A 25,109-nucleotide genomic window follows, 5' to 3' on the forward strand; every position below is an offset into this window, starting at 1 on the left:
GGAGGGGGCATTGCTTTCCCAGGCTGTTTCACAGGATTTGCAGGACCAGCATTTCACCGTGGTGGGGGCCGCAGGTTTTGTGGGCCGCCGCCTGTGTGCCACGCTGCAGGCGCGCGGCGCGCAAGTGTGGGCACCGGCCCGCCATGGGCCCTGGCCGTGGCAGCTGCCGCAGGGCCATGCCCTAGGCCATGTGATGTATTGCGCGGGGCTCACGGCCGACTATTTGGCGCGCCCCTTTGACACGGTGCAGGCCCACGTCAGCCACTTGGCGCAGGTGCTGCAACACGGGCTGGCGCAGGGCACGCTTCAGTCGCTGGTCTATTTGTCGAGCACCCGACTGTACGACGGGCTGGGTGACGTGTTGGGTGGCGGCACGGCCAACGAGGGCGCTATCCTTCCCATCGACCCCACCAACTCCCGCCATTTGTATGACCTGTCCAAGGGCCTGGGCGAATCCCTGTGCTATGTCGCCGGGCAGGGCTTGGCCCGCGTGGCCAGGCTGGCCTGCGTGTACGAGGGGCCGCAGGACTCCGATGGCTTTTTGCCCGCCCTGCTGCGGCAAGTGCTGCAGGCCCGGGCCGCTGGCGTGCGGCGCGTGCAGGTATCGTCGTCGCCCCATTTCACCCGCGACTACGTGCACTTGGACGATGTGGTGGATGCACTGATCCGCATTGCCGTGCAAGGCCAGCAGCCTGTGTACAACGTGGCGTCTGGCGCCAACGTGTCCAACGCGGCACTGTTTGAACACTTGGAACGCCGCTGGGGTTGCGCGGTGCAGCCACTGCTGGATGTGCAGCCCGTCCTCCCGCCCGTGGTGAACATTGCGCGCCTGCGCACCGAGCTGCACTGGCAGCCCCGCCCCCTGCTGGCGGCACTGGACGAGATGTTGGCAACTGAGCAAGGAACCTGAGCATGTTAAAAACGCTGCACTTGTCGCGCACCGAACTCGCCGCCTATGTGACGCGCCAGCTCGGCACCTTTTACCCGGACGGGCTGGACGCAGATGCCCCCACAGTGCTTGCCGCGCACATGGACGTGGCCTTGGCGCGGCTGGGCCGCTGCATCAACGAGGTGCGGCTTTGGGCGCCCGGCGAGTTTGATCACCTGCACTCCACGCAGTACACGCTGTTTTTGTACTACCTAGCCCACTCGGTGTGGAAGGGTACCGGCCGACGCGCCCTATGCAACAAGCTCTTTGGGCTGAACAAAGCCCTCAACGGCATCGATCTGTTCTATGAGATCGACATGCCAGAGGTGTTTTTCATCGGCCACTCGGTGGGCATCGTCTTTGCGAAGGCCGCCTATGGCAACTACCTGGTGGTGTACCAAAACTCCACCGTGGGCAAAAACCACGGCGTAGCCCCGGCGCTGGGCGAGGGCGTGGTCATGTACCCCGGTACCGCCATCATCGGTGGCTGTCAGGTGGGCGATGGCACCGTGTTGTCCCAGGGCACAAGCTTGGTCAACACCGACACTCCTGGGCACTGCACCGTGTACCCCGGTTCGAATGGTGAGGTGGTGTTTAAAGAAACCCGGCACTCGGGATTACAAGATATTTTCCGGTTCTAAAAATGCTAAACGCCATAACCCAAGAAGTTGGGTTATGGCTTGCTGGGGGACTTGAGTCGGTTACTAACCTTTGAGCAAACTCAGCACCCCTTGCGGCAACTGATTCGCTTGAGCAACCATTGCAGTGCCTGCTTGCTGCAGTATCTGCGCACGCGACAGGTTGGCGGTTTCCGCCGCAAAGTCCGCATCCAGAATACGCGAGCGCGAAGCAGACAAGTTTTCTGAAGTTATGTTCAAACTAGATATGCTCGTTTCAAATCGAGACTGCAAAGCGCCGAGTTTGGCTCGTTCACCGTTGATGAATGACAAGGCCGAATCCACTGTCTTGAGCGCATCCGTGGCCTTCGCAAAGGTGGTTACGTCCAGATCCGCGACTTTCTTCAATGTGGAAGCACTGTCAGCAAAAGCATCTGTAGCTGCTGACGTCGAGGCGTCCACAGAGAAAGACTTGTCAGAGTCCAGTGTGATGTAGCCGCTTGATACAGAGTTATCGGCAGTTGTGTCTGCCGCCAATGTTGCTGCAGCACCAGAGTTTGTACCGTCTGCCTTCAACTTTTGCACAGTCACAGCGCCGGCGTTCTGCACGGCTGTATCAGCAACACGAATGTCATTGCCCGTTGCGTTTGTGAGCACCACTGCAGTGCCGGCAGCGTTCAAAGATGCTGTCACACCCGTCTTGGAACTTTGGTCGTTGATGGCGGACACCGCAGCCGATAAACCATCTGCAGTATTCGCCGCGCTCAGGGTGAACGAAATGGCCTGATCCGCATTGTTGTCCGAACGCAGATTCAGCGAGTAAGAGCCCGCGGTACCAAATGTCAAACTCACCTCAGTGCGCGCAGTAGCAGTTACACCAGTATCACCCTTAACCGCATTCACATTGTCGGCAATAGTCTTGGCAGTCTCGTTTGCTGCAACGTTAACCACTTTGCTACCCACCGAGCCGTTGATCGTAACGGCAGAGCTGGTCACACCATTGGCGCCCCAAGCACCCGAGCTTGCGGCAGCGCCAGCGGCAGCGACTTGATTGTTGCCATATACGGAAGTACGTAAATTGGCGGTAGCCGTTGTGATGGTTTGGTTCGCATTAGCACCTACTTGGAACTGTTGTGTTCCGAAAGTACCGTCTAATAGTTTTTGACCATTGAACTCAGTCGTTTGTGAGATCCGGTCCAACTCTGATACGAGTTGAGCTACCTCCTGTTGCAGTGCCTTACGATCCCCCGCGCTGTTAGATGCATTTGCTGATTGCACAGCCAACTCACGCACTCGTTGCAGGATGTCGCCGGCCGATTTCATCGCACCCTCTGTCACTTGTGATAAAGAAATGCCGTCATTGGCATTGCGTGCAGCTTGATTGAGACCTCTGATTTGACTTGTAAAGCGCTCTGAAATGGCGAGCCCCGCAGCATCGTCTTTCGCGCTGTTAATGCGCATGCCCGAAGACAGGCGCTGAATTGAAGTGTTCAGCGAACTCTGGCTTGCTCCCAGATTGCGCTGTGCGGTCAACGATGAAACGTTGGTGTTGATAGTAGATGCCATTGTGTGACTCCTGCAGAGCTGAAGGTAAACATTTCTGCCGGGCTAATCGTTGCCTCACCGGCGGTCTTTATAGGAACGATGGAGAGATTGTGGTGATGGTGAGATTTCGTGTTGCAGGGATAAAGCCCTGGAAATCCCCGCATTTTTTTGCTTCTTGGCTAAAGTTTTGCAAAAAACACCCGAAATGAACTCCAACGGGATGCGAAGTGATGAGCTAGCTCCCGCCATTCACCGACTAGCCGTCAGTTAGTTGGTGAGGGCTGTAGCCAAGAGTCTTGGCCTGCAGTTGGCGGAAACGCCATATTCAGTCAGTTCTTTTTAGGAGATTTGTCATGGCATCCACCATAAATACCAACGTTGCTTCGTTGACCGCACAGCGCAATCTGGGAGCAAGCCAGAGTTCGCTGAACACTTCAATTCAGCGCCTGTCTTCGGGCTTGCGCATTAACAGCGCGAAAGACGATGCTGCGGGTCTAGCCATTTCAGAGCGCTTCACTTCGCAGATTAAGGGCTTGAACCAGGCTGTGCGTAACGCCAATGATGGAATTTCTTTGGCGCAAACTGCTGAAGGTGCCTTGAAGGCATCTGGTGATATTTTGCAGCGCGTGCGCGAACTCTCTGTTCAATCAGCTAACGCATCCAACAGCGCGGGGGATCGTAAGGCACTGCAGCAAGAGGTTTCCCAGCTCGTTTCAGAGTTGGACAGGATCTCACAAACCACCGAATTTAACGGCTCCAGGCTATTGGATGGAAGTTTTGGTACGCAGCAATTTCAAGTGGGCGCGAACGCTAATCAAACCATCACAGCAGCTACTGGCAATTTGCGCACTTCGATGTATGGCAACAATCAAGTCGCTGCCGCTGGCGCTGCCGCAAGCTCGGGTGCTTGGGGCGCCAATGGTGTGACCAGCTCTGCCGTTACGATCAACGGCTCGGTGGGTAGCAAAGTGGTTAACGTTGCAGCAAACGAGACTGCCAAGACTATTGCCGACAATGTGAATGCGGTTAAGGGTGATACTGGTGTAACAGCTACTGCGCGCACTGAGGTGAGTTTGACATTTGGTGCCGCGGGCTCTTACTCGCTGAATCTGCGTTCTGACAATAGCTCCGACCAAGCCATTTCGTTCACCCTCAACGCGGCGAATACTGCAGATGGTTTATCGGCTGCGGTGTCCGCCATCAACGACCAAAGCTCCAAGACGGGTGTGACAGCATCTTTGAACACTGCCGGCACTGCAGTGGTGCTCACAAACGCAACGGGCAATGACATTCGTGTTGCTGATACAGCCGTGCAGAACGCCGGCGCTGTGACTGTGCAAAAGTTGAAGGCAGACGGTACAAACTCTGGTGCTGCAGCAACATTGGCGGCAGACACAACTGCCGATAACTCTGTATCAAGCGGCTACATCACACTGGACTCTGACAAGTCTTTCTCTGTGGACGCCTCGACGTCAGCAGCTACAGATGCTTTTGCTGACAGTGCTTCCACATTGAAGAAAGTCGCGGATCTGGACGTAACCACCTTTGCGAAGGCCACGGATGCGCTCAAGACAGTGGATTCGGCCTTGTCATTCATCAACGGTGAACGAGCCAAACTCGGCGCTTTGCAGTCTCGATTTGAAACCTCGATTTCGAATCTTCAAGTGACCTCTGAGAACTTGTCTGCCTCGCGTTCGCGTATTTTGGATGCTGACTTTGCCTCTGAAACTGCAAACCTGTCACGTGCGCAGATTTTGCAGCAGGCAGGTACAGCAATGGTGGCGCAAGCGAATCAGCTGCCCCAGGGGGTGCTCGCTTTGCTGCGCTGATTGAGTCTGGCGCTGTTGCATAACGCGTGCAGCTAAAAGGTCAAACGGGGGCAACAGCGTTGCCCCCGTTTGTATTCAAGAGTGCAAATGGACCTGATTGCTCACACTTATTTCGGAGACAGAGACGCAATCGGTTTTCATAATACGTCTGACTAGATTTAGGAGCAGTCCATGGCCACGATTTCTTCACCTGGTGTAGGTACCAACGGGCTTGATGTGAAAAGCATCATCTCTCAATTGGTCGCGCTGGAAAAAAAGCCTCTGGATACGCTGAAGCTACAGGCTTCGACGGTGAGCACCAAGATATCGGCTTTTGGTCAAATTAAGTCACTTGTCTCTACGCTGTCTGATTCAACAAGTAAGTTGACAAGTGTTACGGGGTGGAACGCAGTAACTGTGGCCTCTTCTGACAGCAAGTACGTTACTGCTTCGGCGTTGGGCGGAACATTACCCACGACATTCAGCGTTGAAGTGCAAGCTTTGGCTAAAGCGCAAGCAACTGCATCAGCTGCCATCTTGCCAAGGGGCTCGGCTATCGGTGCGGGCACTTTGCGCATTGAGATCGGCAAATGGGCAGCGTCCCCCGCCATGTTCACAGCTACAAGTGGCAGTGCGCCAGTGGACATTACGGTCAGCGCGAGTGACACCATTACCGACGTAGCTAGCAAGATAAATGGATCCAGCGCTGGGGTCACTGCAACTGTGCTGACGGATGCAACTGGTGATCGTTTGTTGTTGCGATCTAAGTCTACGGGCGAAGATTTTGGCTTTCGTTTGGGGGCGATGGAAGCGGGCGACACAGATATTGCCAGCGCTACAAATACTGATGCATCAGGGCTGTCTCGTTTGGTTGCGGGTGCGACTGTGACTCAGGCAGCCGCCAACGCAAGAGCAACGGTGAATGGCATCCCGGTTTCATCTGCTTCCAACACGTTTGCAACAACAGTTTCTGGCGTGACATTCAAGGCAGAACAAGTCACAACCGCTGCTGTTGAAATCAATGTAACTAAAGACAACAGCAGTATTCAAAGCAACATTGATGGCTTTGTAAAGGCATACAACGCTATCAATCAGTTATTGCAAGAGGCAACTAAGTTTGACCCCGCAACCAAGGCGGGGGGGCTGCTTCAAGGGGATTCAACGGCGATCAATTTGCAGAATACGCTGAGAGCCGCTATTCAAGCGACCACCTCTGGTGGAGGTGGATTTACACGGCTTGCAGATGTTGGCATTACTCAGCAGCGGGGTGGTGACTTGGTTGTGGACAGTGCAAAGCTAGGGAAAGCGATATCAGATTCGCCGGAAGATTTGAAGAACTTATTCCGTAGTACGGCTGGCGGCTCCGCCGATGGGATTGCCGTCAAAATCAAAACTGCCCTCACAAACTTGCTCTCGGTGACCGGTTTTTTTGGGTCGAAAGATGCATCTTTGCAATTGAGTCTCAAACAGAACGCCAAAGATCAAACAACTCTTGGCACTAAAGTTGACGCCTTCGAAAAGCGAATAACAGCTCGCTACAACGCATTGGATTCGCAATTGACCAAGCTGAACGGAATCAATGCTTATGTGGCTCAACAGGTAACTGCTTGGAATAAAACGACGAGCTAGGATTGCTGTTCAGTTTTTTGTGTAATGGCCGATAACTTCAATACAACACAAGAAGGGCCTAAATCATGTTCAGTTCATACAGTGACCGCACAGCGAATGCTTACAAAAGAATCAGTGTAGAAACCAGCATGAGCACGATTGATCAGCACAAGCTCGCAGCGTTGTTATTTGAAGGTGTTTTGAACTCCATTGCAGTAGCTCGTGGCGCAATGGCTCGCGGGGATGTTTTGACCAAAGTTAACGCTGTAACCAAAGCTATACGCATTCTTGAAGAGGGATTGAGTACAGCACTTGATCGCGTGGATGGTGGAGAGCTAGCTGCGAATTTGAGTGATTTATACGCATACTGTGTACGACAACTCACGCTAGCCAATGTACGCAATGATGACGCACTCATGGCGGAGGTCTCAGATTTAATCCAGCCGATCGCAAAAGGGTGGAATGAGATGCGTCAGCTCGGCTCCTTGCAGCCATCTATCTCAGTGAGCATGTAGTAAAAACTAGGCTTGTAAGGTGAACAATATGAGTCTGTTGATCGATTTTTACAAGGCCATCGAGGAAAGCAGCGCCAAAATGCTAGCAGCGGCCAAGGCCGAGGACTGGGATGGTGTCATGCGTTTCGAAGGAGCCTGCGCGGTGCTGATCGAGCAACTTCGCCAGCGCGCGCGCAGTGAAGAGCTGGATGCGGAATCCCGGGCTGAGAAGACCCGGATCATGCAGCGTATTCTGCATAACGATGCTCAGATCCGATATCTTGCCGAGCCGTGGTTGGCTAATTTTGAGCAACGGGTTGGTGTGCAAAACCAGTACCTTCATTGAGCTCTGTGGTTTGCGATGGGCCGTGGCTCGAGTGAGCATACCTATTGGAAGAGGTTCAGGTCGAGCTGCGTAATGTCCAGTGTTCGGTCAGGACTTGATCACGAAACACACAGCGCTTGAATTTTGCTCGGTATTTGCGCTCGGCGCTCATGGAGTGTGCGTAACTAGCTATCAAAAAAATAGCAAATTCATCAAACCTGCATATTCATGATGTCGGTGTAGGCCTGCACCATCCGGTTGCGCACATGCAGCGTGGCCTGAAAGCCGATTTGGGCCTTTTGTATGGCCACCATGGTTTCTTCCAGGCTGACCTTGGGGTTTTCCAGCTGCACTTCCCGTTGCAGGCGGCCGGATTCGTTCTGGGCAGCGCTGACTGCGCCAAGCGCGCTTTTGAGTTCGCCGGAGAAGCTGCCACCCACGCCTGAGGCACTGTTGGCCCCGCCGGGTTTGATCCCGGTGGAGGGGCGGATGGTGGTGGGCATTGATACCGGGGTGAGCTTGAGATCCATAGTGGTCTCCCTGTTAATTGGGTTGCCGCGAATCCTATGCCTTCACCTCATGGCGTATTTTTTTAAATTAGCCGGTAAAACAGTGGCTTATTACCCTAATGTTTTGGAGGGTGGGTCGAATAATCAGCCCCATTCATGCGGAGAAGCCCGCCCTCAGCCCTGGAAACCACGACATGCCCGCAGTTGCCACCATTCCTGTGAACCCCACCTTGGGACAGCGCCTCTCGGCGTTAGACCAGGGGCAGCGCATTCGCTTGGCGTTGGGCGTTGCGCTGTTTGTTGCCATCGCTGTGATCGGTATGGTCATGGGGCGCCAAGCAGAGTGGCGCGTGCTGTACTCGAATCTGGCAGACAAAGACGGTGGCGCGGTCATCGCCCAGCTAACCACCATGAATGTTCCTTATAAGTACACCGAAGGCGGCGGCGCCATCATGGTCCCGGCCGAGCGTGTGCATGATGTCCGTTTGAAGCTGGCCTCGCAAGGTTTACCCAAAGGCTCTGTCAGCGGGTTCGAGATGATGGAGGCCAATCGCTTCGGCATGACCCAGTTTCAGGAGCGCCTGACGTTCCAACGCGGCTTGGAGGGCGAGTTGACCCGTTCTATCCAGGCTCTGGCTTCTGTCTCCAGTGCCCGGGTGCACTTGGCTCTACCTAATCAGAATGGCTTCTTCCGGGAGCAGCAAAAGCCCTCGGCCTCGGTGTTGCTGAGCCTGCACCCCGGCCGCGCGCTGGACAAAGGCCAGCTTGCCGGTATCGTGCACTTGGTCGCGTCCAGTGTGCCGGAAATGAACCCCACTGCCGTCAGTGTGCTGGATGACACCGGCAAGCTGTTGTCCGCCAACCCGGATGGTGCCGCGGGTGTTGATGCCGAGCAGCTGCAATATGTGCAGCAGATTGAGCAGATCTACAGCCGGCGCATTCTGGACATGCTGGAGCCCCTGGTCGGCAAGCAAAACGTGAAGGCGCAAGTCACTGCGGAGCTGGATTTCTCGCAAACCGAAAGCACCACCGAGTCCCACAAACCCAATCAAACGCCGGATAGCAGCTCAGTGCGAAGCCAGCAGTTGGTCGAGAGCATCAACGGAGCGCAACCTACGCCGCCAGCCGGCATCCCCGGCGCTACAACCAACCAGCCACCCGCCCAGGCTGCTGCCCCGATCAACGGCCAGCCGCAAGCATTGGCTGCCAATGGCCAGGCCGGAACAGGCGCCGCCGGTGCCAATAGTTCCTCCAAGAAAGAGTCCATCATCAATTACGAGGTGGACAAGACGGTGCGAGTCACCAAAGGAGCGGTTGGCGTGATCAAGCGTATCAATGCCGCCGTAGTCCTGAACAACCAGAGCGCAACTGACGCGAAGGGCGTCACGACCAGTGTGCCGCTGACCGACGCACAGCTGGAAAAGATGACCGCCTTGGTGCGCGAAACCGTGGGTTTCAATCAAAGCCGTGGCGATTCGGTCAATTTGATGAATGCGCCGTTCGCCGCTGAAAAGGTGGACGCCAACGAGGTTCCACTGTGGCGCCAGCCTGAATTGCAGGACTTGGCCCGCAGCTTGGCGTGGCCTTTGGGCACCCTGGGTATGGCGGCCCTCGTCTTCTTGGGTGTTATTCGCCCAGCCATGAAGGCCCTGACGCAGCCGATCCCTGCGGCTGAGAACACGGCAGAAGAAGATTTTGCGCAGTTGGATGCGATCGAGAATGACCAGCCGGACCGCCCACAACTGACCGGCCCAGACGGCACCAGCAGCGACGGAGCGCAAGCCTCGCCAAGTGAACTTCGCCTGGAAGATGCCCGCAAGTTGACCCGTGATAACCCGGCCGCGGTGGCAAACATCGTCAGGGCATGGATGAATGGAGAAGCACCGGCTTAATCTCCGGCGCAAAATACCACCATGGCAAACGAAGACGGACTCCAAGACGCAGCGATCCTCATGATGTCTCTCGGCGAAGCCGAGGCATCGGAGGTGTTCAAACACCTGTCCCCCAAAGAGGTGCAGCGACTGGGGGAGGCGATTGCCAAAACCACTCAGCTCACCCGTGAAAAGGTGGATGAAGTCGTCGATAAATTTACCGGGGTGGCTGCCTCGCAGAGTTTGCTGGTGTCTAACTCGGGCGACTATGTGCGCTCGGTGCTGAAGCTGGCGCTGGGCGACGACAAGGCGGCGCTGCTGATCGACCGTATTTTGCAGGGGGGCGACGTCTCCGGCATTGAAAGCCTGAAATGGATGGATCCGCTCTCTGTGGCGGAGTTGTTGCGCAATGAGCATCCGCAAATCGTGGCGGCCATTCTGGTGCACTTGGACTACGACCAGGCCGCTGACGTGCTCAAAAACCTGACTGAGCGGCAGCGCAACGAGGTGATGTTGCGTGTGGCCACGATGGAGGGTATCCAGCCCACCGCCCTGAAGGACCTGAATGAAGTGTTGTTCAAGGTACTGGCAGGAGGGGACAAGGTTCGCAAGTCTTCATTGGGTGGTGTGAAGACAGCGGCTGAAATGATCAACTTGATGGGTACCGCGATCGAGGGTACCGTGATCGAGTCGATCCGCAGCCATGACTCAGACTTGGCCCAGAAGATCATGGACAAGATGTTTGTGTTCGACGATGTCAACAAACTTGACGACAAAGCAATCCAAATGGTGCTCAAAGAAGTGTCTGCGGATGTGCTGGTCGTGGCGCTCAAGGGGGCACAGCCCGAGCTCAAAGACAAGATTCTGGCGAACATGTCTTCTCGCGCTGCGGCGACCCTCAAGGAAGACTTGGAGTCCCGCGGGCCGATGCGCCTCTCCGAAGTGGAAGCTCAGCAGAAAGAAATTCTCAAGATCGTGCGGCGCCTGGCAGACGAAGGCCAGATCGTGATCGGTGGTGGAGGTGGCGACGACGCCATGGTCTGATGAGTCGCAATCAAGCCCGTTTTATCCCCGGCGAAGAAATCGGTTCCGTTACGGACTGGGACTTTGTCGATGTAGACACCTCGAAATCCAAATTCGCGGCCAAGCTGGCAGCGCAGGCTTTGCTGGAAGAGCAGGCCAAAGAGGCCAGCGTCCGCCAGACCTCTTTTTCAGAGGGCCATGCCCAAGGCTATGCAGAAGGTTTTGCCCAGGGGCATGCGCAGGCCACGCTGGAAGGCCAGCGGCAACTCAATGAGTACATCGCCAACGAAAGCCGGTCGACTGCTGAGAGCTTCGCCCAGATATTTATTTCCGCGAACGCCCAGCTTGCAGAAGCCGAGCAGGTGATGGCAAAAGGCGTGTTGGAGTTGGCCTGTGAACTGGCGCGCCAGGTGTTGCGCCACGAAATGTCCACCAACCCGAATGCCCTGCAGCCCGTCGTGCGCGAGGCGTTGAGTGTTCTGGCGATTGATAGCAAAGCGGCCTTGGTGCGGCTGAATCCTCTGGACATGGAGGTGCTGTCGGAGGTATTGCGCCAGGAGTTTTCTAACCTGTCCCTGACCTTGCTGCCTGATAGCTCCATCAGCCGCGGAGGCTGCATAGTGGAGTCCGCAGGCACGGTGGTAGATGGCACCGTGGAACAACGCTGGCGCAAAACCGTAGCCACCTTGGGGTTGGATGCGCCATGGGAGCCTGAAGATGTCCCTACCTGAGAGCCAGCCATCCGCTTCCACTGAAAAGTGGACCACCTTCCTTGCCCAAGCGCGGGATGCGGTGCGCGAGGAGTCGTCGCTGGAAGTGCGCGGCACCCTGACGAAATTGACCGGCTTGGTGCTGGAAGCCAGTGGGATCCGCGTGCCCGTTGGGTCGCAATGTGTGGTGACGATGCGTGCGCGTGAACCGGTGTTGGCCGAAGTGGTCGGGTTCTCGGGGGACCGGGCGTATTTGATGCCGGCGGGTGATGTGCATGGCCTCTCTAGCGGCGCCGGAGTGGCCGCAGCGCCTGCCTTTGTGCCGGTGCCCCGTTTGGGTGAAAAACCAGCCACCGTGGATGCGGCCTCCGCCGGTATGCTGCGCCTGCCATTGGGTGACGGACTGTTGGGCCGTGTGGTTGACTCACAAGGTTACCCCATGGATCGCATGGGCCCTTTGGCGGATGTTGCGGCGCGTGTTTTAGACCGCAAGCCTATCAATGCGATGGACCGTGCGCCAGTGCGCGAAGCGCTCGACACCGGGGTGCGCAGTATCAATGCGCTTTTGACTGTGGGGCGGGGCCAGCGACTAGGGCTGTTTGCAGGCTCCGGTGTGGGCAAGAGTGTGCTGTTGGGGATGATGGCCCGCTACACCCAAGCCGATGTGATTGTGGTGGGTTTGATCGGCGAGCGGGGCCGGGAAGTTAAAGAATTCATCGAAGACATTTTGGGCGTGGACGGGCGTGCCCGATCGGTCGTGGTTGCTGCACCGGCAGATGCGCCGCCCTTGCTGCGTATGCAGGGGGCAACCTACGCCACTGCGATTGCAGAGTATTTCCGTGACCAAGGCCGGCATGTGTTGCTGCTGATGGATTCGCTGACGCGTTACGCGATGGCACAGCGTGAAATTGCCTTGGCCATTGGGGAGCCACCCGCTACCAAGGGGTATCCGCCTTCATGCTTTGCCAAGCTGCCCCAACTGGTTGAGCGCAGCGGCAATGGATTGAATGGTGTAGGTTCTATCACTGCGTTTTACACCGTGCTGTCAGAGGGAGATGACCAGCAGGATCCGATTGCGGATGCTGCGCGAGCCATTCTCGACGGCCACATTGTGCTGTCACGTGCCCTGGCAGAGTCGGGCCACTATCCGGCTATTGATGTGGAGCAATCGGCTTCCCGGGTGATGCACAACGTGGTTGATCGAGGGCATTTTGAGCAGGCGCGGCGTTTCCGCAGCCTCTATTCCCGGTACCAGAAGGGCCGTGACTTGGTGCAAATCGGTGCCTATGCGCCGGGCTCTGACCCGATGTTAGACGAAGCCATTGCATTGCAACCCGGCATGCATCAGTTTTTGCAGCAGGATATGTTTGAGGCTGCACCCATGGAGCAAACGCTGGCAGAGCTGGCGATGAGCACCTCTGTAGAGGCCTTGCCATGAGTGACTCAACTGGCTTGCTACTGGCGATTTCCTTGGCGGAGCGTAAGCGTGACGCAGTGGTGCAGCAGTTAGCCCAGAGTCAGCAAAATGTGCGCTCAGCGTTAGATCAACTGGAGCAACTGCGGTCGTATGCCGGCGATACCGACGGGCGTTGGGTCCGCAATGGCACGGTGGGTTTGTCCGTGGAATTGTTGAAGCATCACTACCAATTCAGTGGGCGTCTCCAACAGGCCATGGTGATGCAAGAGGGCGTGATCGCCAACCTCCGCCGTCAGGCAGAGCTCGTGCAAAAGCAATTGCAGGCCGCGGAATCCCGATTGTCTGGGCTGAAAACGGTGTTGTCCAAGCGGCGTGCTGAGGCGGAACGCTTGGCCCGGCGCCGTGAGCAGGCCGATATGGATGAAATGGCAGCGCAGCTTTTTGCGCGAACCCGCGCTCTTAACCTTCAGGGTGAAACGCTATGACGATTGAACTTGCCCCCAAAGCACAGCCTGCCCCTGCGAAGGAATCTGCGCCCCAAGTGAATAAAAAGGCGTCGGCTGAGAGCTCCGGCAGCACTCCTGCGGGGCCCAGTTTCTTTGCGATTCTGGAAGGTATGGACGAAGCGCCTGCTGGCAATCTCATTTCCGGGGGCACGCTGGATGGCGGGTTGCCACTGGTGGGCGATGCTGTGCCGCTTCAAAGTGATGCGACGGGTGTTGCCGTGGATGATGAAGCGGAAGGGCTACTTGGTGATGCAGCGTTCTTGGCATTGCTGGGCGTAACTCCGCCTGCGGTGGCCATCGCTACCCCAACGGAGGGTGTGGTGTCCAAGCCGGCCAAGCTGCAGAGCTCGGAGGGGGGTGCATCGCTGGTCGGTGTGCTGGATGCGGGAGCTAAGAAGGCGCTTGTCGCTCCGACAAAGTCGGGCCGTGATGCGCTGCTTGCAGCGGCGGACGCGGCCAGTGAATCAGCGCTGGGTAATGCTGGAGATCGCACTACGGCGGCCAGTCCGGGCTTGCTGATGCCGCCCAAAGATGTGATGCCGGAGCGCATTCAGCGCATGTCACAGGACGCAATCGTTTCAATGTTCAAAGGTGTTGAGGCGATCCCTGTAGCCGGCGCTGCTTTGCGGGACCGTGTGCAGGAGCCCGGTACGTCGACGCGGGGTGCCGGTTCTGATGCCCTCGCGCCGCTGAGTGGTTTGCAGCAGAGCGCCGGCGGCGCCATGGGCGTGGATGGCGTGTTTGCCGGCTCCGCTACCGAGGCCATGGGCGAGCAGTTCGCTGAAGACGTGAAGTATTGGGTCGGGCAGGACATGCAAAAGGCGGAACTCACGCTGGACGGGTTCGGGCAATCGGCTGTTGAGGTGAGTATTTCTTTGCAAGGTAATGAAGCGCATGTGGCCTTCCGTACGGATGAGGCGCAAACACGTGATGCGCTGTCTAGCGCCAGCACGCAGTTGCAAGATGCCTTGAACCGTCAGGGAATGAGCTTGGCAGGGGTGTCGGTGGGTACATCCAATGCGGGGGACTCACGCGATAAGGCGGGTCAAGGCCAGAGTTCTCCATGGCGTCGCGCTCGCGTAGAGGGCGCAGAAGATGTTGCGGTATCCAGCGGCATAAAGCCCCTCAATTCAGGGCGGAACATTGATTTGTTTGTTTGAGTGATTTGGTGACAATGCAGAGAAACACCAAATAACCCCCTTATTCATCTTTTGACTAAAGGTCAGCGTTGAATAATCCAACCAACAATAAGCCATAGAGGTACCTACGTGTCAGCAAAACCAGAAGCAGCCGATGCAGCTCCCCCTCCCGCTAAAAGCAAAAAGATGCTGATCATCATTGTTGCTGCGGTCTTGGTCCTGGTACTTGGAGGTGGCGGCGCTTTTTTCTTTATCAGCAAGAAAAATGCAGCTGCGGAAGAGGGCGGAGAAGAGGCCGCACCTCCACCGCCAAAAGCAGCAGCGGTTCAAGTGGATCCGAAGGCGGCACCTGTCTATTTGCCCATGGATCCGATGGTGGTGAATTTGTCCGATCCCGGTGGCGAGCGTGTTGCCCAAATTGGAATTACTCTCGAGGTAATTGACGCTAAGGCGTCTGACACCGTGAAAGCATATTTGCCGACTATTCGTAGTAGCGTGTTGATGCTTATATCGCAGCGAACTGCTGATGAGCTGCTGAAGGCCGAAGGCAAAGAGAAGCTGGTTGAGGATATTTTGAAGGCTACCTCGGTTCCTTTCGGGGGCAGCATGGATGACGAGGAGGAGTCGACGGCCAAGAAAAAGAAAAAGAGAGTCGCGCAGGTGCAGTACCCAGTGACGGGTGTTTTGTTTTCCAGCTTTATCGTGCAGTAAACGGAGTTCCAGCCGGCTATGAGCGAATCGTTTCTTTCCCAAGAAGAGGTCGATGCCTTACTTGAGGGGGTCACTGGTGAGAGCCAGAAAACCGTCGAGGAAGCCGCCGAGCATGGTGAGGTGCGCTCGTACAACATCTCCAGCCAAGAGCGCATTGTTCGCGGGCGTATGCCCACGATGGAGATCGTGAATGAGCGGTTTGCCCGCAATTTGCGGGTGGGGCTTTTTAACTTTATCCGGCGTAGCCCTGAAATCTCGGTGGGGCCGGTGGCTGTGCAGCGCTATAGCGCTTTCCTCCGTGAGTTGGCGGTCCCGACAAACTTCAATATCGTTGCCATCCGGCCCTTGCGTGGTAGCGGGCTGATTGTTTGTGAGCCGGCTCTGGTGTTTGGTGTGATCAACACGCTGTACGGCGGGATCGGGAAATTTCAGACGCGGATTGAAGGGCGCGATTTTTCTGCCACCGAGCAGCGCGTCATCAACCGCTTGGTAGACGTCATTACGACCGAATACAAGAAGGCATGGAAAGGCATTTATCCCTTGGAGCTGGATTACCAGCGTTCAGAAATGCAGCCGCAGTTCGCGAATATTGCGACGCCGAGTGAGATCGTGATTGCTACCTCATTCCAACTGGAAATTGGAGATATCACCGGCGCGATTCATTTTTGCTTTCCCTATTCCACCCTGGAGCCGATCCGGGATGTGTTGTATTCGTCGACCCAAGGGGACTCGATCGAGGTTGACCGGCGTTGGGTGAACGTGCTGACGCGCGAGATCCAGGCCGCGGAGGTCACGCTGGTGGCAGAGCTTGCACGCGCGGATGCAACGGTGGAGCAACTTCTGGGAATGAAAAAAGGGGATTTCATCGAGTTGGATCGGGCTTCTCGTATTCAGGCTACTGTCGATGGGGTACCGATCTTCGAGTGCCAGTACGGTACGCACAATTCAAAATACGCGTTGCGCATAGAAAAGGCGCTTCGCGGCAATGACCAAAATTGGTTGGGAGAACGAAATGGCATCTGAAGACAAACCCGAAGAGAGTCAACCTGCTGCCGACGATGGCATGGCGGACTGGGCGGAAGCGCTACTGGAGCAGAAGTCCACAGATGCCAGCGCTGGAGCACCCTCTGGCGGGCCTCTTTTCGGCGAGACCCCTAAGCCGTTCTCTGCCTCTACGGACGGGCAGGTGAATGACATCAATATGGTGTTGGATATTCCGGTTCAGCTCTCGGTTGAGCTGGGGCGCACCAAGGTGCCCATCAAGCATATCCTGCAGCTTGGGCAAGGGTCGGTGGTCGAGCTGGATGCGCTTGCGGGCGAGCCCATGGATGTGTTGGTCAATGGCTACCTGATTGCGCAGGGCGAAGTGGTCGTGGTGAACGATAAGTTCGGTATACGATTGACGGATGTTGTCACTCCATCTGAGCGGCTTAAACGTGTCAGTCGAAATTAAACCGGCGAGTGCCGATGTCATTGCAATTTTTACCCGTCATATTGTTTTTGCTGGGTTTGGCTTGCCTGCCCTTTTTGATCCGCTGGCTCAAATCCCGAATTCCGCAGCCTTTGCATCTTGTGAGTGCCCAGAATAAGGTGATTTCTGCAGTTGCCGTGGGTCCGCATCAGCGTGTCGTCACCGTCGAGGTCGGCCCCTCGCATGATCGTGTTTGGCTGACCCTCGGAGTGAGCACAAATGGCGTCCAGTGTTTGCATACAAGTGCCGCTCCAACTGCAGAATCGGCCGGTGAGGTGATATGAGAGTCTCTGGAGTTCCCCGTCGTCTTCTGCTTGTTATTGCGGCGCTGGCCGCTTTTTTTTCTCATGGCGCGGCGTTTGCGCAAGCGGCAGGGCAGTTGCCTCTTCTCGTCGGTACAGGTGCAGGCGGGACCAATTTTTCGGTTCCTATCCAGACCTTGCTGTTTTTCACGGCACTGTCTTTCATTCCCGCGATCGTTTTGATGATGACGGGTTTTACCCGCATCGTTATTGTTCTGTCCCTGCTGCGCCAAGCCTTGGGTACCCAGTCTGCGCCACCGAATCAAGTCATTGTGGGCCTCTCTTTGTTCTTGACGTTTTTTGTCATGGGACCGACTTTTGACCGGATCTACGCCGAAGCCTATCAGCCGTACTCTCAAGGTACGTTGTCGTTTGAGCAAGCTCTGCAAAAGGGAGAGGTTCCGATTCGGAGCTTCATGGTCAAGCAAACGCGGCAGTCTGATTTCTCATTGTTTGCGAAACTTGCCAAGTTGCCGGCCGATGTCACCGCAGAAACGGCGCCCATCCGAGTGTTGGTGCCTGCCTTCGTGATCAGTGAGTTGAAGTCCGCCTTTCAGATCGGCTTCATGATTTTTATTCCTTTTTTGGTCATCGATATTGTGGTGGCCAGTATCTTGATGTCACTCGGGATGATGATGTTGTCACCTGTTTTGGTCGCCTTGCCATTCAAATTGATGCTCTTCGTCTTGGCTGATGGCTGGAACTTGCTCATCGGCTCTTTGGCAGCCAGCTTCGTGACCTGAGGATTTTTCTAATGAATGCCCAAACCGTGTTGACCTTGGGTCAAGAAGCGCTGCTTATGTTGTTGATGGTGTCAGCGCCAGTGCTGGGAACGGCGCTCCTGGTGGGTTTGCTGGTCAGTTTGTTTCAAGCCGTGACGCAGATTCATGAAGCGACTCTGGCATTCGTTCCAAAGCTTTTGGCGGTTATCGCTGTATTCGCGGTCGCTGGGCCATGGATGTTGACCATGCTGGTGGAGTACATACGACGGATGTTGGAAGCGATACCAACGTCTGTGGTCTAGCCTTGGGCGAGCGGTGATTTCTTTTGACGAGGCACAGATCGCCCAATGGCTCTCGCCAATCTTCTGGCCCTTTTTGCGAATTTTGGCGGTTTTTACTTCCGCTCCGGTACTTTCGTCTCGCGCCTTTCCTATGCGGGCAAAGGTTGCGCTGTCCTTTTTAGTGGCATTGGCGGCGCAAGCGACCCTGCCTGAGGCTCCCGTTATCTCCGTCTCAGACCCCCGAGCGTTGGCAGTGGTGATGCAGCAGGTGGTGATCGGTTTATCAATCGGTTTTGCTGTTCGGTTGGTTTTTGCGTCTGTCGAGCTCGCTGGTGAAGTAGTTGGATTTCAAATGGGGCTCAATTTCGCGGCTTTTTTTGACCCGTCCATGAATACCCAATCGAGTGCAGTCGCTCGGTTTTTCGGTCAGATGGCGTCGTTGCTTTTTGTCGTCATGAACGGACATTTGATGGTGCTGATGGCCGTTACCCAAAGCTTTGTGGCTTTTCCGGTTTCGCCGAATTTCTTGCAAGAGTTGGCCTCTATGCAGCTGCAAAAACTAGGCGCCGAAGTGTTTGCGAGTGCGCTCTGGATTGCCTTGCCAATGGTCGGAATCTTGTTGTTTACCAATATGGCGCTAGGGATCATTTCTCGCGTGTCGCCACAAATGAATATTTTTGCAATGGGTTTTCCGATCACGCTAGTCGTCGGCATTCTGGCGATCGCCATTACGTTGCCGATGCTCGATCAGCCCTTTATGGCGCTGATGATTCGGGTTGTGAGTCTGTTCGGAGTAGGTTGACGCTTACACCAGAGCGTTGCGGATGGCGTAGACAGTGAGTTCCGCGTTGTTCGATAAAGCGAGTTTTTCCAAGAGGCGTGCCCTGTAGACGCTGACGGTCTTGGGACTCAGCATCAGGTCCTCTGCGATATCAGAGAGCTTTTTCCCGGACGCAATTTTGATCAGGGTTTGCATTTCCCGTTCGGATAGCTTCGCATGCAAGGTTTCATGCTCTGGTGTGTTCAAGCTTTCTACCAACAGCTCCGATACGGCAGCCGTTAAATATCGTTTCCCCGCATGAATTTGTTGGATCGCCTTCACCAGATCTGCTGGTTCCCCCGATTTATTGAAGTACCCGGACGCGCCTGCTTTGAGGCATCGGAGCGCGTATTGATCCTCGGGGTACATCGAAACGACTAGTGTCTTGATGTGCGGTTGAGATTCTTTCAGGGTAGGAATAATTTCCAACCCGCCTCTTCCCGGAAGGTTCAGGTCGAGGACAAGGATTTCACATCGAACCGAGCGAAGCACATTTTTCAGCTCTTCCTGACTGCCGGCCTCGCCGGTGACGATGATTTGCCCAGAATCGCTGAGCGTGTCTTTGATGCCCCGGCGGATCATTGCATGGTCATCGCAAAGTACAACGTGAATCATTCCCTCGAATCTCCCTGTCGTTTGTCGGTTGCCCAAGAGAGCGGAGCGGTGAGGGTAATCGATGTCCCGCGCTTAGGTGTGCTGCTGATGTCAAGCCATCCACCGATTGATTCTGCTCGCTCGCTGAGGCCTTTAAGTCCGAATCCTCGGCTGGATTGGAGTCTGCTCAATTCAAATCCGGGTCCGCTGTCGCGGATCTCGATCGTCAAAGTACCCCCTGCATCAGACACCTCGACGCTGACGTCGGATTCGGGGGCGTACTTACCTGCATCGGTCAGCGCTTCCTGCACTATGCGGTACGCAGCAAGCCTGAATGCATCTGGCAGTGCCTCCGAGGTGAGGTCGTTGATGAGGTTCACTGTCTTTCCGGTGCGCCTGCTGTGTCCTGCGACTAGCCATTCGACGCACGCGCTAAGCCCTTGATCCAAGATGGCTGGACGGGTGTTTTGCATGATTCTCTGAGTAGCTGCGAGTGCAAGACTCAGCATTTCTTCCGCGGCGACCAAGCGCGTGAGCGTGGGCTGGTGATCTGAGTGCCTCTTCATCCAGGCTAGGTCAAGTTTGAGTGCAGTGAGTGAGCCACCAATATCGTCGTGAATCTCTCTCGAGATGGCTGCTCGCTCAGCCTCTAGGGAAGTCTGCAAGTGTCTGGCGAGTTCTCTAATTCGCTGTTCTGACAGCGAAAGGGCCTGCTGGGCTTTGATTCGCTCTTCTTCTGTCTTGTGAAGGTGCATCGCCCGCTGAATCACTCGGCCGATTTCAGCGATTCGATCTTTGTGTAAATAGTCCGAAATTCCGGTTTGAATGGCGCTGACTGCTGCTTGTTCACCAATTGCCCCTGAGACGATGACGCACGGCGGATGACTTGTTAGGGATTGGACCTCTGACCAAGCCTCTAAGGCTGTAAAGCCCGGGAGCCGGAAGTCCATCAAAATGATGTCGAAGCTTTGCGTGTGCAAAGCATCCATAAAGGCGGCCTGCTCATCGAGCCTAAGAAACTGAGCCTGAAGGCCTGATTCGCGAACCGCGCGAACTAGCAAGCGGTGGTCGATTTCTGAATCCTCTAAGTGGAGTACTTTTACAGGGTTACCCATTGGTTCAGACTCTTGGTTCGGGGCTATCATGCAATCGATTATGAGCCGCTCGATGAGCAAACAAAGGCTTTTATTCTGCCGAAGTAATTGATTTTTTCCTAAAATTTGTTAATCTTGCAACTTGTGCGATGAGGTGTAAGCGCTTAGCTTTCAAATCGGGCGTAGGATAGCGAACAAGACAGGCCTCAGAGGAAGAATGACAATGGAACCATCGTTGACGCCACCTGCTGCTCCGGCTGTACAGCTGCCTGTAATGTTGGTGGCCGAAGTGCAAGACTCCCTATTGGTGGTCGTGCATGACCTCACCCGTTTGGATGGCTTGCTTGCGCACACCATGGAAAATCTCATGGAGCGCTTTACATCTGCGAGCGCCCATTTGGCATCGCCTACCTTAGGGCAATCCGAGGAGCTGGATCAGGTTCGTAAGGCGTTGCATGCAGCGGTTACGGAATTGCAGTTCCAGGACATGGCGTCACAGCTGATTGTTCACACATCCAAGATACTGCAAGGCTGCGCCTACCGTTTGGCTTCAGAATCGATGGGGAGTGAAGATGGTGAAGCGGTGCCCTTCGTTGATGAAGTGCCAGAGCGTCCCAATCCAGTGACTCAAGATGAGATGGACGCTGGATCCATTGAGCTTTTTTAAGATAAATAAATTACTGCGTTTTTTTCGGAGCTTCTCATGCCTTTAATTCTTGCTGTTGACGATTCCCCTTCCATGCGAAAGATGGTGTCTTTCACTTTGACAGGTGCGGGCTACCAAGTGGTGGAAGCAGTGGATGGTCAAGACGCCTACGAAAAAGCACAAACTCAGACTTTTGACTTGGTTCTGACGGACCAGAATATGCCGCGATTGGACGGATTGGGTCTGACCCGCAAGCTCCGCGAGCATCCGAACTTTCAGTCGACGCCCATATTGATGTTGACCACAGAGTCCAGTGATTTGATGAAGCAGGCAGGGCGTGCTGCAGGCGCCACTGGCTGGCTAGTGAAGCCGTTCGATCCTGCGAAGTTGCTGGATGTCATTAAAAAAGTTATTCGATAAGTTGGCGGGGACGTCGTTGGTTCTCAATAACAGGAGTTAGGTATGGCTGAGACGCATCAAGACAGCGGTTCTGGCGGAGACTTCGATCTCAGTCAGTTCTATCAAATTTTCTTTGAGGAAGCTGGTGAGAATCTTGATCAGATGGAGCAAATGCTGCTCAATTTGAATCTGGAAACCGCGGATGATGAAGAGCTCAACGGTATCTTTCGATGCGCTCACTCTGTGAAGGGCGGAGCCGCCACTTTTGGCTTTGCTGATGTCGCTGAATTGACCCATCAAATGGAGTCCTTGCTGGACCGTCTGCGTCGGCATGAGCTGCAGCCGACCGCAATAATGGTCGACGTGCTTTTGGAGTCTGCCGATGCGTCCCGCAGTTTGTTGGCACGTCATCAAGCGGGCGATGAGGGTGAGGCACTACCTACGGCTGATCTTGTTAGGCGCATCAGCATCTTGGCTGCTGGCGGCGATTTAGCCTCACAGAAGCCCGCGGCTTCTGCAGCATCGCCCGCCAAAGCTGCTCCAGTTCCGGTTCAAGTTGCAACTCCTAAACCAGTTGCCAAAATAAGCGGCGACCGAGAGTTAGTGATCACTATTGGCCCCTTGGATCGGCCCGATCAGGCCGATGCGATCCAAGAATTGTTTCGAGATATCCCAGGTCTAGGTTCCATTCAGCCTGCTGAATCTCATAACGGCTCTCATCGAGTGTTCAAGGCTACGACGGCCTCCAGTGATGAAGATCTGTTGGACTTGTTTGCATTCCATGTGGCACGAGATAAAGTCCAGATCGAACAAAAAGCTGACGAACCCGCAGTCGACGAAGGTTTCGGCTTTTTTGACGGTGCAGCCGGTTCCCCCGGGGCGGTAGCAGAGGAACCGAAAGCGCCGGCTGCGGAAAAAGGCTTCGGCTTCTTTGATGGTTCTCCTGGTGCTCCTAATCAAGCGGTTGAGCAGCCTTCTGTTGCGACTGTCTCTCAAGAAGTTGTTCCCGCATCCAAAGTTCCTCCGAAGGCGGGTCCGGCCGCTGCCGCACAGCCAGAGGCGGCAACGATCCGCGTTGCAATCAGTAAAGTGGATCAGTTGATCAACTTGGTAGGCGAGTTGGTGATTACGCAAGCGATGTTGGCCCAAAACAGCCGGGCGCTGGACCCCGCTGTTTATCAGCAATTACTGACCGGTCTTGCTGACTTGGATCGCAACACACGAGATCTGCAAGAGTCAGTGATGTCGATTCGAATGATCCCGATGTCCATCGTTTTCAGTCGTTTCCCGCGAATGCTCCGTGATCTTGCAAGCAAGCTGGGAAAAAAAGTCGAGTTTGTCACGCAGGGCGAAGCCACCGAGCTGGATAAGGGCCTGGTTGAAAAAATTACAGATCCTCTGACCCACTTGGTGCGCAACAGCTGTGATCATGGAATCGAAATGCCCGCTGAACGTATCGCCGCAGGCAAATCAGAATCTGGAACGATCACGCTATCCGCATCGCACCAAGGCGGATCAATTGTGATCGAGGTGCGTGACGATGGTCGAGGCTTGTCGCGCAGCAAAATACTTAACAAAGCGCGGGAGCGCGGCTTGGATGTGTCTGACCAGATGTCAGACGCCGAAGTGTGGCAATTGATCTTTGCTCCCGGGTTTTCTACAGCAGCGGTTGTGACCGACGTTTCTGGCCGCGGCGTAGGTATGGATGTTGTCAAGAAAAACATCGCAGCATTGAATGGCACCGTTGACATTGATTCTGCAGAAGGGTACGGAATGAAAGTTTCCGTGCGCTTGCCGCTTACGCTTGCGATCATGGACGGTATGTCTGTAGGGGTTGGGGAGGAGGTTTACATCCTTCCTTTGTCATCGGTTATCGAGTCGTTCCAAGTCAAGGCAGAAGCGGTCAGTACGGTCGGGCAAGGTTCTCAGCTTGTAAAGGTTCGTGATGAGTACATGCCTGTCATCGAGTTGGAGAAAGTCTTCCAGATCCCGCGCTTTGATTTTGAAAAATCGAGTGACATCATGGTGGTGGTGGAAGCTGATGGCAGCCGAGTAGCGTTGCTTGTTGATGAGCTCCTCGGGCAGCAACAAGTGGTAGTTAAAAATTTGGAGTCCAACTACCGAAAAGTTCCGAACGTATCTGGGGCCACTATCCTCGGTGACGGCAAGGTTGCATTGATTTTGGATACCGGTGCCTTGGTGCGGCGGTCCCGTCACTAGACACTCGCATATAGGAGACTGATATGGGAATGATGGAAAAGCTCAGCGATCTCACAACTGGTGGCGCCCGAGAGTACCTAACCTTTCGGCTCGATCAAGAGGAATATGGAATCGATATTCTCAAAGTGCAAGAAATTCGGGGGTATGAGCCACCAACCAGAGTGGCGAATGCGCCGTCCTTTATCAAAGGCGTTGTTAATTTGCGTGGCACTATTGTCCCGATTGTGGACATGCGCTTGAAATTCAACTGTTCAAAGTCCGAGTACAACTCCTTCACCGTGGTGATCGTCCTCAACTTAAGGAACCGAATTGTGGGCATCGTGGTTGACTCCGTGAGCGACGTCATGGAGTTACCGCCAGAGAGCTTGAAAGCGGCACCTGATATCGAAAGCGTGATTGATAGTGCTGCAGTTCTGGGGCTAGGTTCAATCGGAGAGCGGATGCTGATCTTGTTGGATATCGAGAAATTGATGTCAGCGCCTGAGATGGGGTTGGTATCGATGGATGACTAAGTGCGCTGGATAGCGCACTAGGTTCTGCGAACACAGTCAATCCTTGGAAGGTAGAGATGTCCCCGAATGCTCAAGATGAAATGCAAGGTCGAGAGTTCTTGTGGACAAGTGCTGATTTTGATCATGTCCAGAAGCTGATTTATCAGCGTGCGGGTATAAGTTTGCACGATGGAAAGCACGCCATGGTCTACAGCAGACTTTCGCGGCGCTTGCGAGAGACTGGGCACAACAGTTTTCGAGAGTATTTGCGTTGGCTTGAAGCGACCGACGGCCCAGAGTGGCAGGAATTCGTTAATGCTTTGACGACCAATTTGACATCTTTTTTCCGTGAAGGTCATCATTTTCAGGTCTTAGCGGAATACCTCCGGTCGATCCAGTCGGCGGGGGCCTGCAGAATGTGGTGTAGTGCAGCCTCAACAGGGGAGGAGCCTTATTCCATCGTGATGACTGCGACAGAGGCGTTGGGTTCCAATGGAAACTTTTCGTTGATCGCGAGTGATATTGACTCCAAAGTACTGCATACCGCTTCGCAAGGAATATACAAGTCTGATTCGTTGAAGGGACTCGACCAGGCAAGGCTACAGCGATTTTTCATGCGAGGAAAAGCCGGGAATGCGGGCATGGCGAAAGTAAAGCAAGAGTTGCGTTCAAAGATTGATTTTCTTATTGTGAATCTGATTCGTAATGATTGGCCTTTTCGTGATCCGTTCGACGTAGTGTTCTGTCGCAATGTAATGATCTACTTTGATGCGATCACGCAGAGACAAGTTCTAGAGCGGATTCACAAAGTAATGAAGCCCGGTGCATTGCTTTTTGTCGGACATGCGGAGAACTTCA

At 54.9% G+C, this 25,109-nt stretch carries 28 protein-coding genes (1 of these 28 cut by a window edge); 24 read left to right on the forward strand and 4 right to left on the reverse strand.

Annotated features, from left to right (window positions below; genetic code table 11):
* Positions 1–10: 10 nt before the first annotated feature.
* Positions 11–910, forward strand: coding sequence for an NAD-dependent epimerase/dehydratase family protein (locus tag RAE21_RS18385; RefSeq protein ID WP_313882594.1), 900 nt, complete (start codon positions 11–13; stop codon positions 908–910).
* Between the two features lie 2 nt (positions 911–912).
* Entirely contained in the window at positions 913–1,569 is a 657-nt protein-coding gene (locus RAE21_RS18390) for an LbetaH domain-containing protein (RefSeq protein ID WP_313882595.1), read from the forward strand.
* 63 nt (positions 1,570–1,632) lie between these two features.
* Here RAE21_RS18390 and RAE21_RS18395 read toward each other — a convergent pair whose 3' ends face one another.
* A complete protein-coding gene (locus RAE21_RS18395) occupies positions 1,633–3,111 on the reverse strand; it encodes a flagellin N-terminal helical domain-containing protein (RefSeq protein WP_313882596.1) in 1,479 nt (492 codons plus the stop codon).
* 332 nt (positions 3,112–3,443) lie between these two features.
* Between RAE21_RS18395 and RAE21_RS18400 the strand changes: the two genes are divergently transcribed.
* The 4 genes from RAE21_RS18400 to RAE21_RS18415 all read left to right on the forward strand — a co-directional run bounded on the left by RAE21_RS18400 (position 3,444) and on the right by RAE21_RS18415 (position 7,346).
* Positions 3,444–4,919 carry a flagellin N-terminal helical domain-containing protein gene (locus RAE21_RS18400; protein ID WP_313882597.1) on the forward strand — a complete coding sequence of 492 codons (1,476 nt, stop codon included), beginning with the start codon at positions 3,444–3,446 and terminating at the stop codon, positions 4,917–4,919.
* A gap of 171 nt (positions 4,920–5,090) precedes the next feature.
* Positions 5,091–6,527 (forward strand): flagellar filament capping protein FliD, encoded by a 1,437-nt coding sequence (gene fliD, locus RAE21_RS18405; RefSeq protein ID WP_313882598.1) that lies wholly within the window; start codon positions 5,091–5,093, stop codon positions 6,525–6,527.
* Positions 6,528–6,592: 65 nt separating this feature from the next.
* Positions 6,593–7,021, forward strand: coding sequence for a flagellar export chaperone FliS (gene fliS, locus RAE21_RS18410; RefSeq protein ID WP_313882599.1), 429 nt, complete (start codon positions 6,593–6,595; stop codon positions 7,019–7,021).
* A gap of 28 nt (positions 7,022–7,049) precedes the next feature.
* On the forward strand, positions 7,050–7,346 hold the full coding sequence (locus RAE21_RS18415) for a flagellar protein FliT (RefSeq protein ID WP_313882600.1): 297 nt from the start codon (positions 7,050–7,052) through the stop codon (positions 7,344–7,346).
* 191 nt (positions 7,347–7,537) lie between these two features.
* Here RAE21_RS18415 and fliE read toward each other — a convergent pair whose 3' ends face one another.
* The gene (gene fliE, locus RAE21_RS18420) at positions 7,538–7,855 is read right to left on the reverse strand and encodes a flagellar hook-basal body complex protein FliE (RefSeq protein ID WP_313882601.1); all 318 of its coding nucleotides are present in this window, start codon (positions 7,853–7,855) and stop codon (positions 7,538–7,540) included.
* Between the two features lie 173 nt (positions 7,856–8,028).
* Here fliE and fliF point away from each other — a divergent pair, with 173 nt between their 5' ends.
* The 13 genes from fliF to fliR all read left to right on the forward strand — a co-directional run bounded on the left by fliF (position 8,029) and on the right by fliR (position 18,789).
* Positions 8,029–9,726, forward strand: a complete 1,698-nt coding sequence (fliF, locus tag RAE21_RS18425; RefSeq protein WP_313882602.1) for a flagellar basal-body MS-ring/collar protein FliF — start codon at positions 8,029–8,031, stop codon at positions 9,724–9,726.
* A 21-nt stretch (positions 9,727–9,747) separates the two neighbouring features.
* A complete protein-coding gene (gene fliG, locus RAE21_RS18430) occupies positions 9,748–10,749 on the forward strand; it encodes a flagellar motor switch protein FliG (RefSeq protein ID WP_313874164.1) in 1,002 nt (333 codons plus the stop codon).
* Entirely contained in the window at positions 10,749–11,459 is a 711-nt protein-coding gene (locus tag RAE21_RS18435; protein WP_313882603.1) for a FliH/SctL family protein, read from the forward strand. Before fliG ends, RAE21_RS18435 begins: the two co-directional genes overlap by 1 nt.
* Positions 11,446–12,876 carry a flagellar protein export ATPase FliI gene (gene fliI, locus RAE21_RS18440; protein WP_313882604.1) on the forward strand — a complete coding sequence of 477 codons (1,431 nt, stop codon included), beginning with the start codon at positions 11,446–11,448 and terminating at the stop codon, positions 12,874–12,876. Before RAE21_RS18435 ends, fliI begins: the two co-directional genes overlap by 14 nt.
* Positions 12,873–13,340 (forward strand): flagellar export protein FliJ, encoded by a 468-nt coding sequence (gene fliJ, locus RAE21_RS18445; protein ID WP_313874161.1) that lies wholly within the window; start codon positions 12,873–12,875, stop codon positions 13,338–13,340. Before fliI ends, fliJ begins: the two co-directional genes overlap by 4 nt.
* Positions 13,337–14,521, forward strand: a complete 1,185-nt coding sequence (locus tag RAE21_RS18450) for a flagellar hook-length control protein FliK (protein ID WP_313882605.1) — start codon at positions 13,337–13,339, stop codon at positions 14,519–14,521. Before fliJ ends, RAE21_RS18450 begins: the two co-directional genes overlap by 4 nt.
* A 165-nt stretch (positions 14,522–14,686) precedes the next feature.
* Positions 14,687–15,211 (forward strand): flagellar basal body-associated FliL family protein, encoded by a 525-nt coding sequence (locus tag RAE21_RS18455; RefSeq protein WP_313882606.1) that lies wholly within the window; start codon positions 14,687–14,689, stop codon positions 15,209–15,211.
* An 18-nt stretch (positions 15,212–15,229) separates the two neighbouring features.
* Positions 15,230–16,234 (forward strand): flagellar motor switch protein FliM, encoded by a 1,005-nt coding sequence (gene fliM / locus RAE21_RS18460; RefSeq protein ID WP_313882607.1) that lies wholly within the window; start codon positions 15,230–15,232, stop codon positions 16,232–16,234.
* Complete coding sequence (gene fliN, locus RAE21_RS18465) at positions 16,224–16,664, forward strand: flagellar motor switch protein FliN (RefSeq protein WP_313882608.1); 441 nt, start codon at positions 16,224–16,226, stop codon at positions 16,662–16,664. Before fliM ends, fliN begins: the two co-directional genes overlap by 11 nt.
* Positions 16,665–16,678: 14 nt before the next feature.
* The gene (locus RAE21_RS18470; protein WP_313882609.1) at positions 16,679–16,966 is read left to right on the forward strand and encodes a flagellar biosynthetic protein FliO; all 288 of its coding nucleotides are present in this window, start codon (positions 16,679–16,681) and stop codon (positions 16,964–16,966) included.
* Positions 16,963–17,727 (forward strand): flagellar type III secretion system pore protein FliP, encoded by a 765-nt coding sequence (gene fliP / locus RAE21_RS18475; RefSeq protein WP_313882610.1) that lies wholly within the window; start codon positions 16,963–16,965, stop codon positions 17,725–17,727. The genes RAE21_RS18470 and fliP overlap by 4 nt, the downstream gene beginning before the upstream one ends.
* 11 nt (positions 17,728–17,738) lie before the next feature.
* Positions 17,739–18,008 carry a flagellar biosynthesis protein FliQ gene (fliQ, locus tag RAE21_RS18480; protein WP_313874154.1) on the forward strand — a complete coding sequence of 90 codons (270 nt, stop codon included), beginning with the start codon at positions 17,739–17,741 and terminating at the stop codon, positions 18,006–18,008.
* Between the two features lie 13 nt (positions 18,009–18,021).
* Positions 18,022–18,789: a flagellar biosynthetic protein FliR gene (gene fliR / locus RAE21_RS18485; protein ID WP_313882611.1), complete on the forward strand. Its 768-nt coding sequence runs from the start codon at positions 18,022–18,024 to the stop codon at positions 18,787–18,789.
* A gap of 3 nt (positions 18,790–18,792) precedes the next feature.
* Here the strand turns inward: fliR and RAE21_RS18490 are convergent, their stop codons facing one another.
* Both RAE21_RS18490 and RAE21_RS18495 read right to left on the reverse strand, forming a co-directional pair.
* Positions 18,793–19,422: a response regulator transcription factor gene (locus tag RAE21_RS18490; RefSeq protein ID WP_313882612.1), complete on the reverse strand. Its 630-nt coding sequence runs from the start codon at positions 19,420–19,422 to the stop codon at positions 18,793–18,795.
* Positions 19,419–20,516: a hybrid sensor histidine kinase/response regulator gene (locus tag RAE21_RS18495; RefSeq protein WP_313882613.1), complete on the reverse strand. Its 1,098-nt coding sequence runs from the start codon at positions 20,514–20,516 to the stop codon at positions 19,419–19,421. The genes RAE21_RS18490 and RAE21_RS18495 overlap by 4 nt, the downstream gene beginning before the upstream one ends.
* A 202-nt stretch (positions 20,517–20,718) precedes the next feature.
* Here RAE21_RS18495 and RAE21_RS18500 point away from each other — a divergent pair, with 202 nt between their 5' ends.
* The 5 genes in view from RAE21_RS18500 to RAE21_RS18520 are tightly spaced (at most 56 nt apart) and all read left to right on the forward strand, a layout consistent with a single transcriptional unit that may run on beyond the window.
* Positions 20,719–21,162, forward strand: coding sequence for a hypothetical protein (locus tag RAE21_RS18500; RefSeq protein ID WP_313874150.1), 444 nt, complete (start codon positions 20,719–20,721; stop codon positions 21,160–21,162).
* Between the two features lie 36 nt (positions 21,163–21,198).
* Entirely contained in the window at positions 21,199–21,561 is a 363-nt protein-coding gene (locus RAE21_RS18505; RefSeq protein WP_313874149.1) for a response regulator, read from the forward strand.
* 42 nt (positions 21,562–21,603) lie between these two features.
* Positions 21,604–23,760, forward strand: a complete 2,157-nt coding sequence (locus RAE21_RS18510; protein ID WP_313882614.1) for a chemotaxis protein CheA — start codon at positions 21,604–21,606, stop codon at positions 23,758–23,760.
* Between the two features lie 23 nt (positions 23,761–23,783).
* On the forward strand, positions 23,784–24,272 hold the full coding sequence (locus RAE21_RS18515; RefSeq protein WP_313874147.1) for a chemotaxis protein CheW: 489 nt from the start codon (positions 23,784–23,786) through the stop codon (positions 24,270–24,272).
* Positions 24,273–24,328: 56 nt separating this feature from the next.
* Positions 24,329–25,109 carry the 5' portion of a CheR family methyltransferase gene (locus RAE21_RS18520; RefSeq protein ID WP_313882615.1) on the forward strand. Its footprint extends 56 nt past the window's final position, so only the first 781 of its 837 coding nucleotides appear in the window; it begins with the start codon at positions 24,329–24,331; its stop codon lies beyond the right edge, outside the window.

It is taken from the genome of Rhodoferax potami (assembly GCF_032193765.1).
GTDB lineage: Bacteria > Pseudomonadota > Gammaproteobacteria > Burkholderiales > Burkholderiaceae_C > Allorhodoferax > Allorhodoferax potami.

What these genes read in the sequence shown, in the direction of transcription:
- RAE21_RS18450 (WP_313882605.1), top strand. Translation starts at nt 13,337, where the DNA reads ATGACGATTGAACTTGCCCCCAAAGCACAGCCTGCCCCTGCGAAGGAA.
- fliF (WP_313882602.1), top strand. Translation starts at nt 8,029, where the DNA reads ATGCCCGCAGTTGCCACCATTCCTGTGAACCCCACCTTGGGACAGCGC.
- fliS (WP_313882599.1), top strand. Translation starts at nt 6,593, where the DNA reads ATGTTCAGTTCATACAGTGACCGCACAGCGAATGCTTACAAAAGAATC.
- RAE21_RS18400 (WP_313882597.1), top strand. Translation starts at nt 3,444, where the DNA reads ATGGCATCCACCATAAATACCAACGTTGCTTCGTTGACCGCACAGCGC.
- fliJ (WP_313874161.1), top strand. Translation starts at nt 12,873, where the DNA reads ATGAGTGACTCAACTGGCTTGCTACTGGCGATTTCCTTGGCGGAGCGT.
- fliE (WP_313882601.1), bottom strand. Translation starts at nt 7,855, where the DNA reads ATGGATCTCAAGCTCACCCCGGTATCAATGCCCACCACCATCCGCCCC.
- RAE21_RS18470 (WP_313882609.1), top strand. Translation starts at nt 16,679, where the DNA reads ATGTCATTGCAATTTTTACCCGTCATATTGTTTTTGCTGGGTTTGGCT.
- RAE21_RS18505 (WP_313874149.1), top strand. Translation starts at nt 21,199, where the DNA reads ATGCCTTTAATTCTTGCTGTTGACGATTCCCCTTCCATGCGAAAGATG.
- RAE21_RS18395 (WP_313882596.1), bottom strand. Translation starts at nt 3,111, where the DNA reads ATGGCATCTACTATCAACACCAACGTTTCATCGTTGACCGCACAGCGC.
- RAE21_RS18390 (WP_313882595.1), top strand. Translation starts at nt 913, where the DNA reads ATGTTAAAAACGCTGCACTTGTCGCGCACCGAACTCGCCGCCTATGTG.
- RAE21_RS18495 (WP_313882613.1), bottom strand. Translation starts at nt 20,516, where the DNA reads ATGGGTAACCCTGTAAAAGTACTCCACTTAGAGGATTCAGAAATCGAC.
- RAE21_RS18435 (WP_313882603.1), top strand. Translation starts at nt 10,749, where the DNA reads ATGAGTCGCAATCAAGCCCGTTTTATCCCCGGCGAAGAAATCGGTTCC.
- fliM (WP_313882607.1), top strand. Translation starts at nt 15,230, where the DNA reads ATGAGCGAATCGTTTCTTTCCCAAGAAGAGGTCGATGCCTTACTTGAG.
- fliI (WP_313882604.1), top strand. Translation starts at nt 11,446, where the DNA reads ATGTCCCTACCTGAGAGCCAGCCATCCGCTTCCACTGAAAAGTGGACC.
- fliQ (WP_313874154.1), top strand. Translation starts at nt 17,739, where the DNA reads ATGAATGCCCAAACCGTGTTGACCTTGGGTCAAGAAGCGCTGCTTATG.
- RAE21_RS18510 (WP_313882614.1), top strand. Translation starts at nt 21,604, where the DNA reads ATGGCTGAGACGCATCAAGACAGCGGTTCTGGCGGAGACTTCGATCTC.
- RAE21_RS18490 (WP_313882612.1), bottom strand. Translation starts at nt 19,422, where the DNA reads ATGATTCACGTTGTACTTTGCGATGACCATGCAATGATCCGCCGGGGC.
- fliD (WP_313882598.1), top strand. Translation starts at nt 5,091, where the DNA reads ATGGCCACGATTTCTTCACCTGGTGTAGGTACCAACGGGCTTGATGTG.
- RAE21_RS18500 (WP_313874150.1), top strand. Translation starts at nt 20,719, where the DNA reads ATGGAACCATCGTTGACGCCACCTGCTGCTCCGGCTGTACAGCTGCCT.
- fliN (WP_313882608.1), top strand. Translation starts at nt 16,224, where the DNA reads ATGGCATCTGAAGACAAACCCGAAGAGAGTCAACCTGCTGCCGACGAT.
- RAE21_RS18515 (WP_313874147.1), top strand. Translation starts at nt 23,784, where the DNA reads ATGGGAATGATGGAAAAGCTCAGCGATCTCACAACTGGTGGCGCCCGA.
- RAE21_RS18455 (WP_313882606.1), top strand. Translation starts at nt 14,687, where the DNA reads ATGCTGATCATCATTGTTGCTGCGGTCTTGGTCCTGGTACTTGGAGGT.
- fliP (WP_313882610.1), top strand. Translation starts at nt 16,963, where the DNA reads ATGAGAGTCTCTGGAGTTCCCCGTCGTCTTCTGCTTGTTATTGCGGCG.
- RAE21_RS18415 (WP_313882600.1), top strand. Translation starts at nt 7,050, where the DNA reads ATGAGTCTGTTGATCGATTTTTACAAGGCCATCGAGGAAAGCAGCGCC.
- fliG (WP_313874164.1), top strand. Translation starts at nt 9,748, where the DNA reads ATGGCAAACGAAGACGGACTCCAAGACGCAGCGATCCTCATGATGTCT.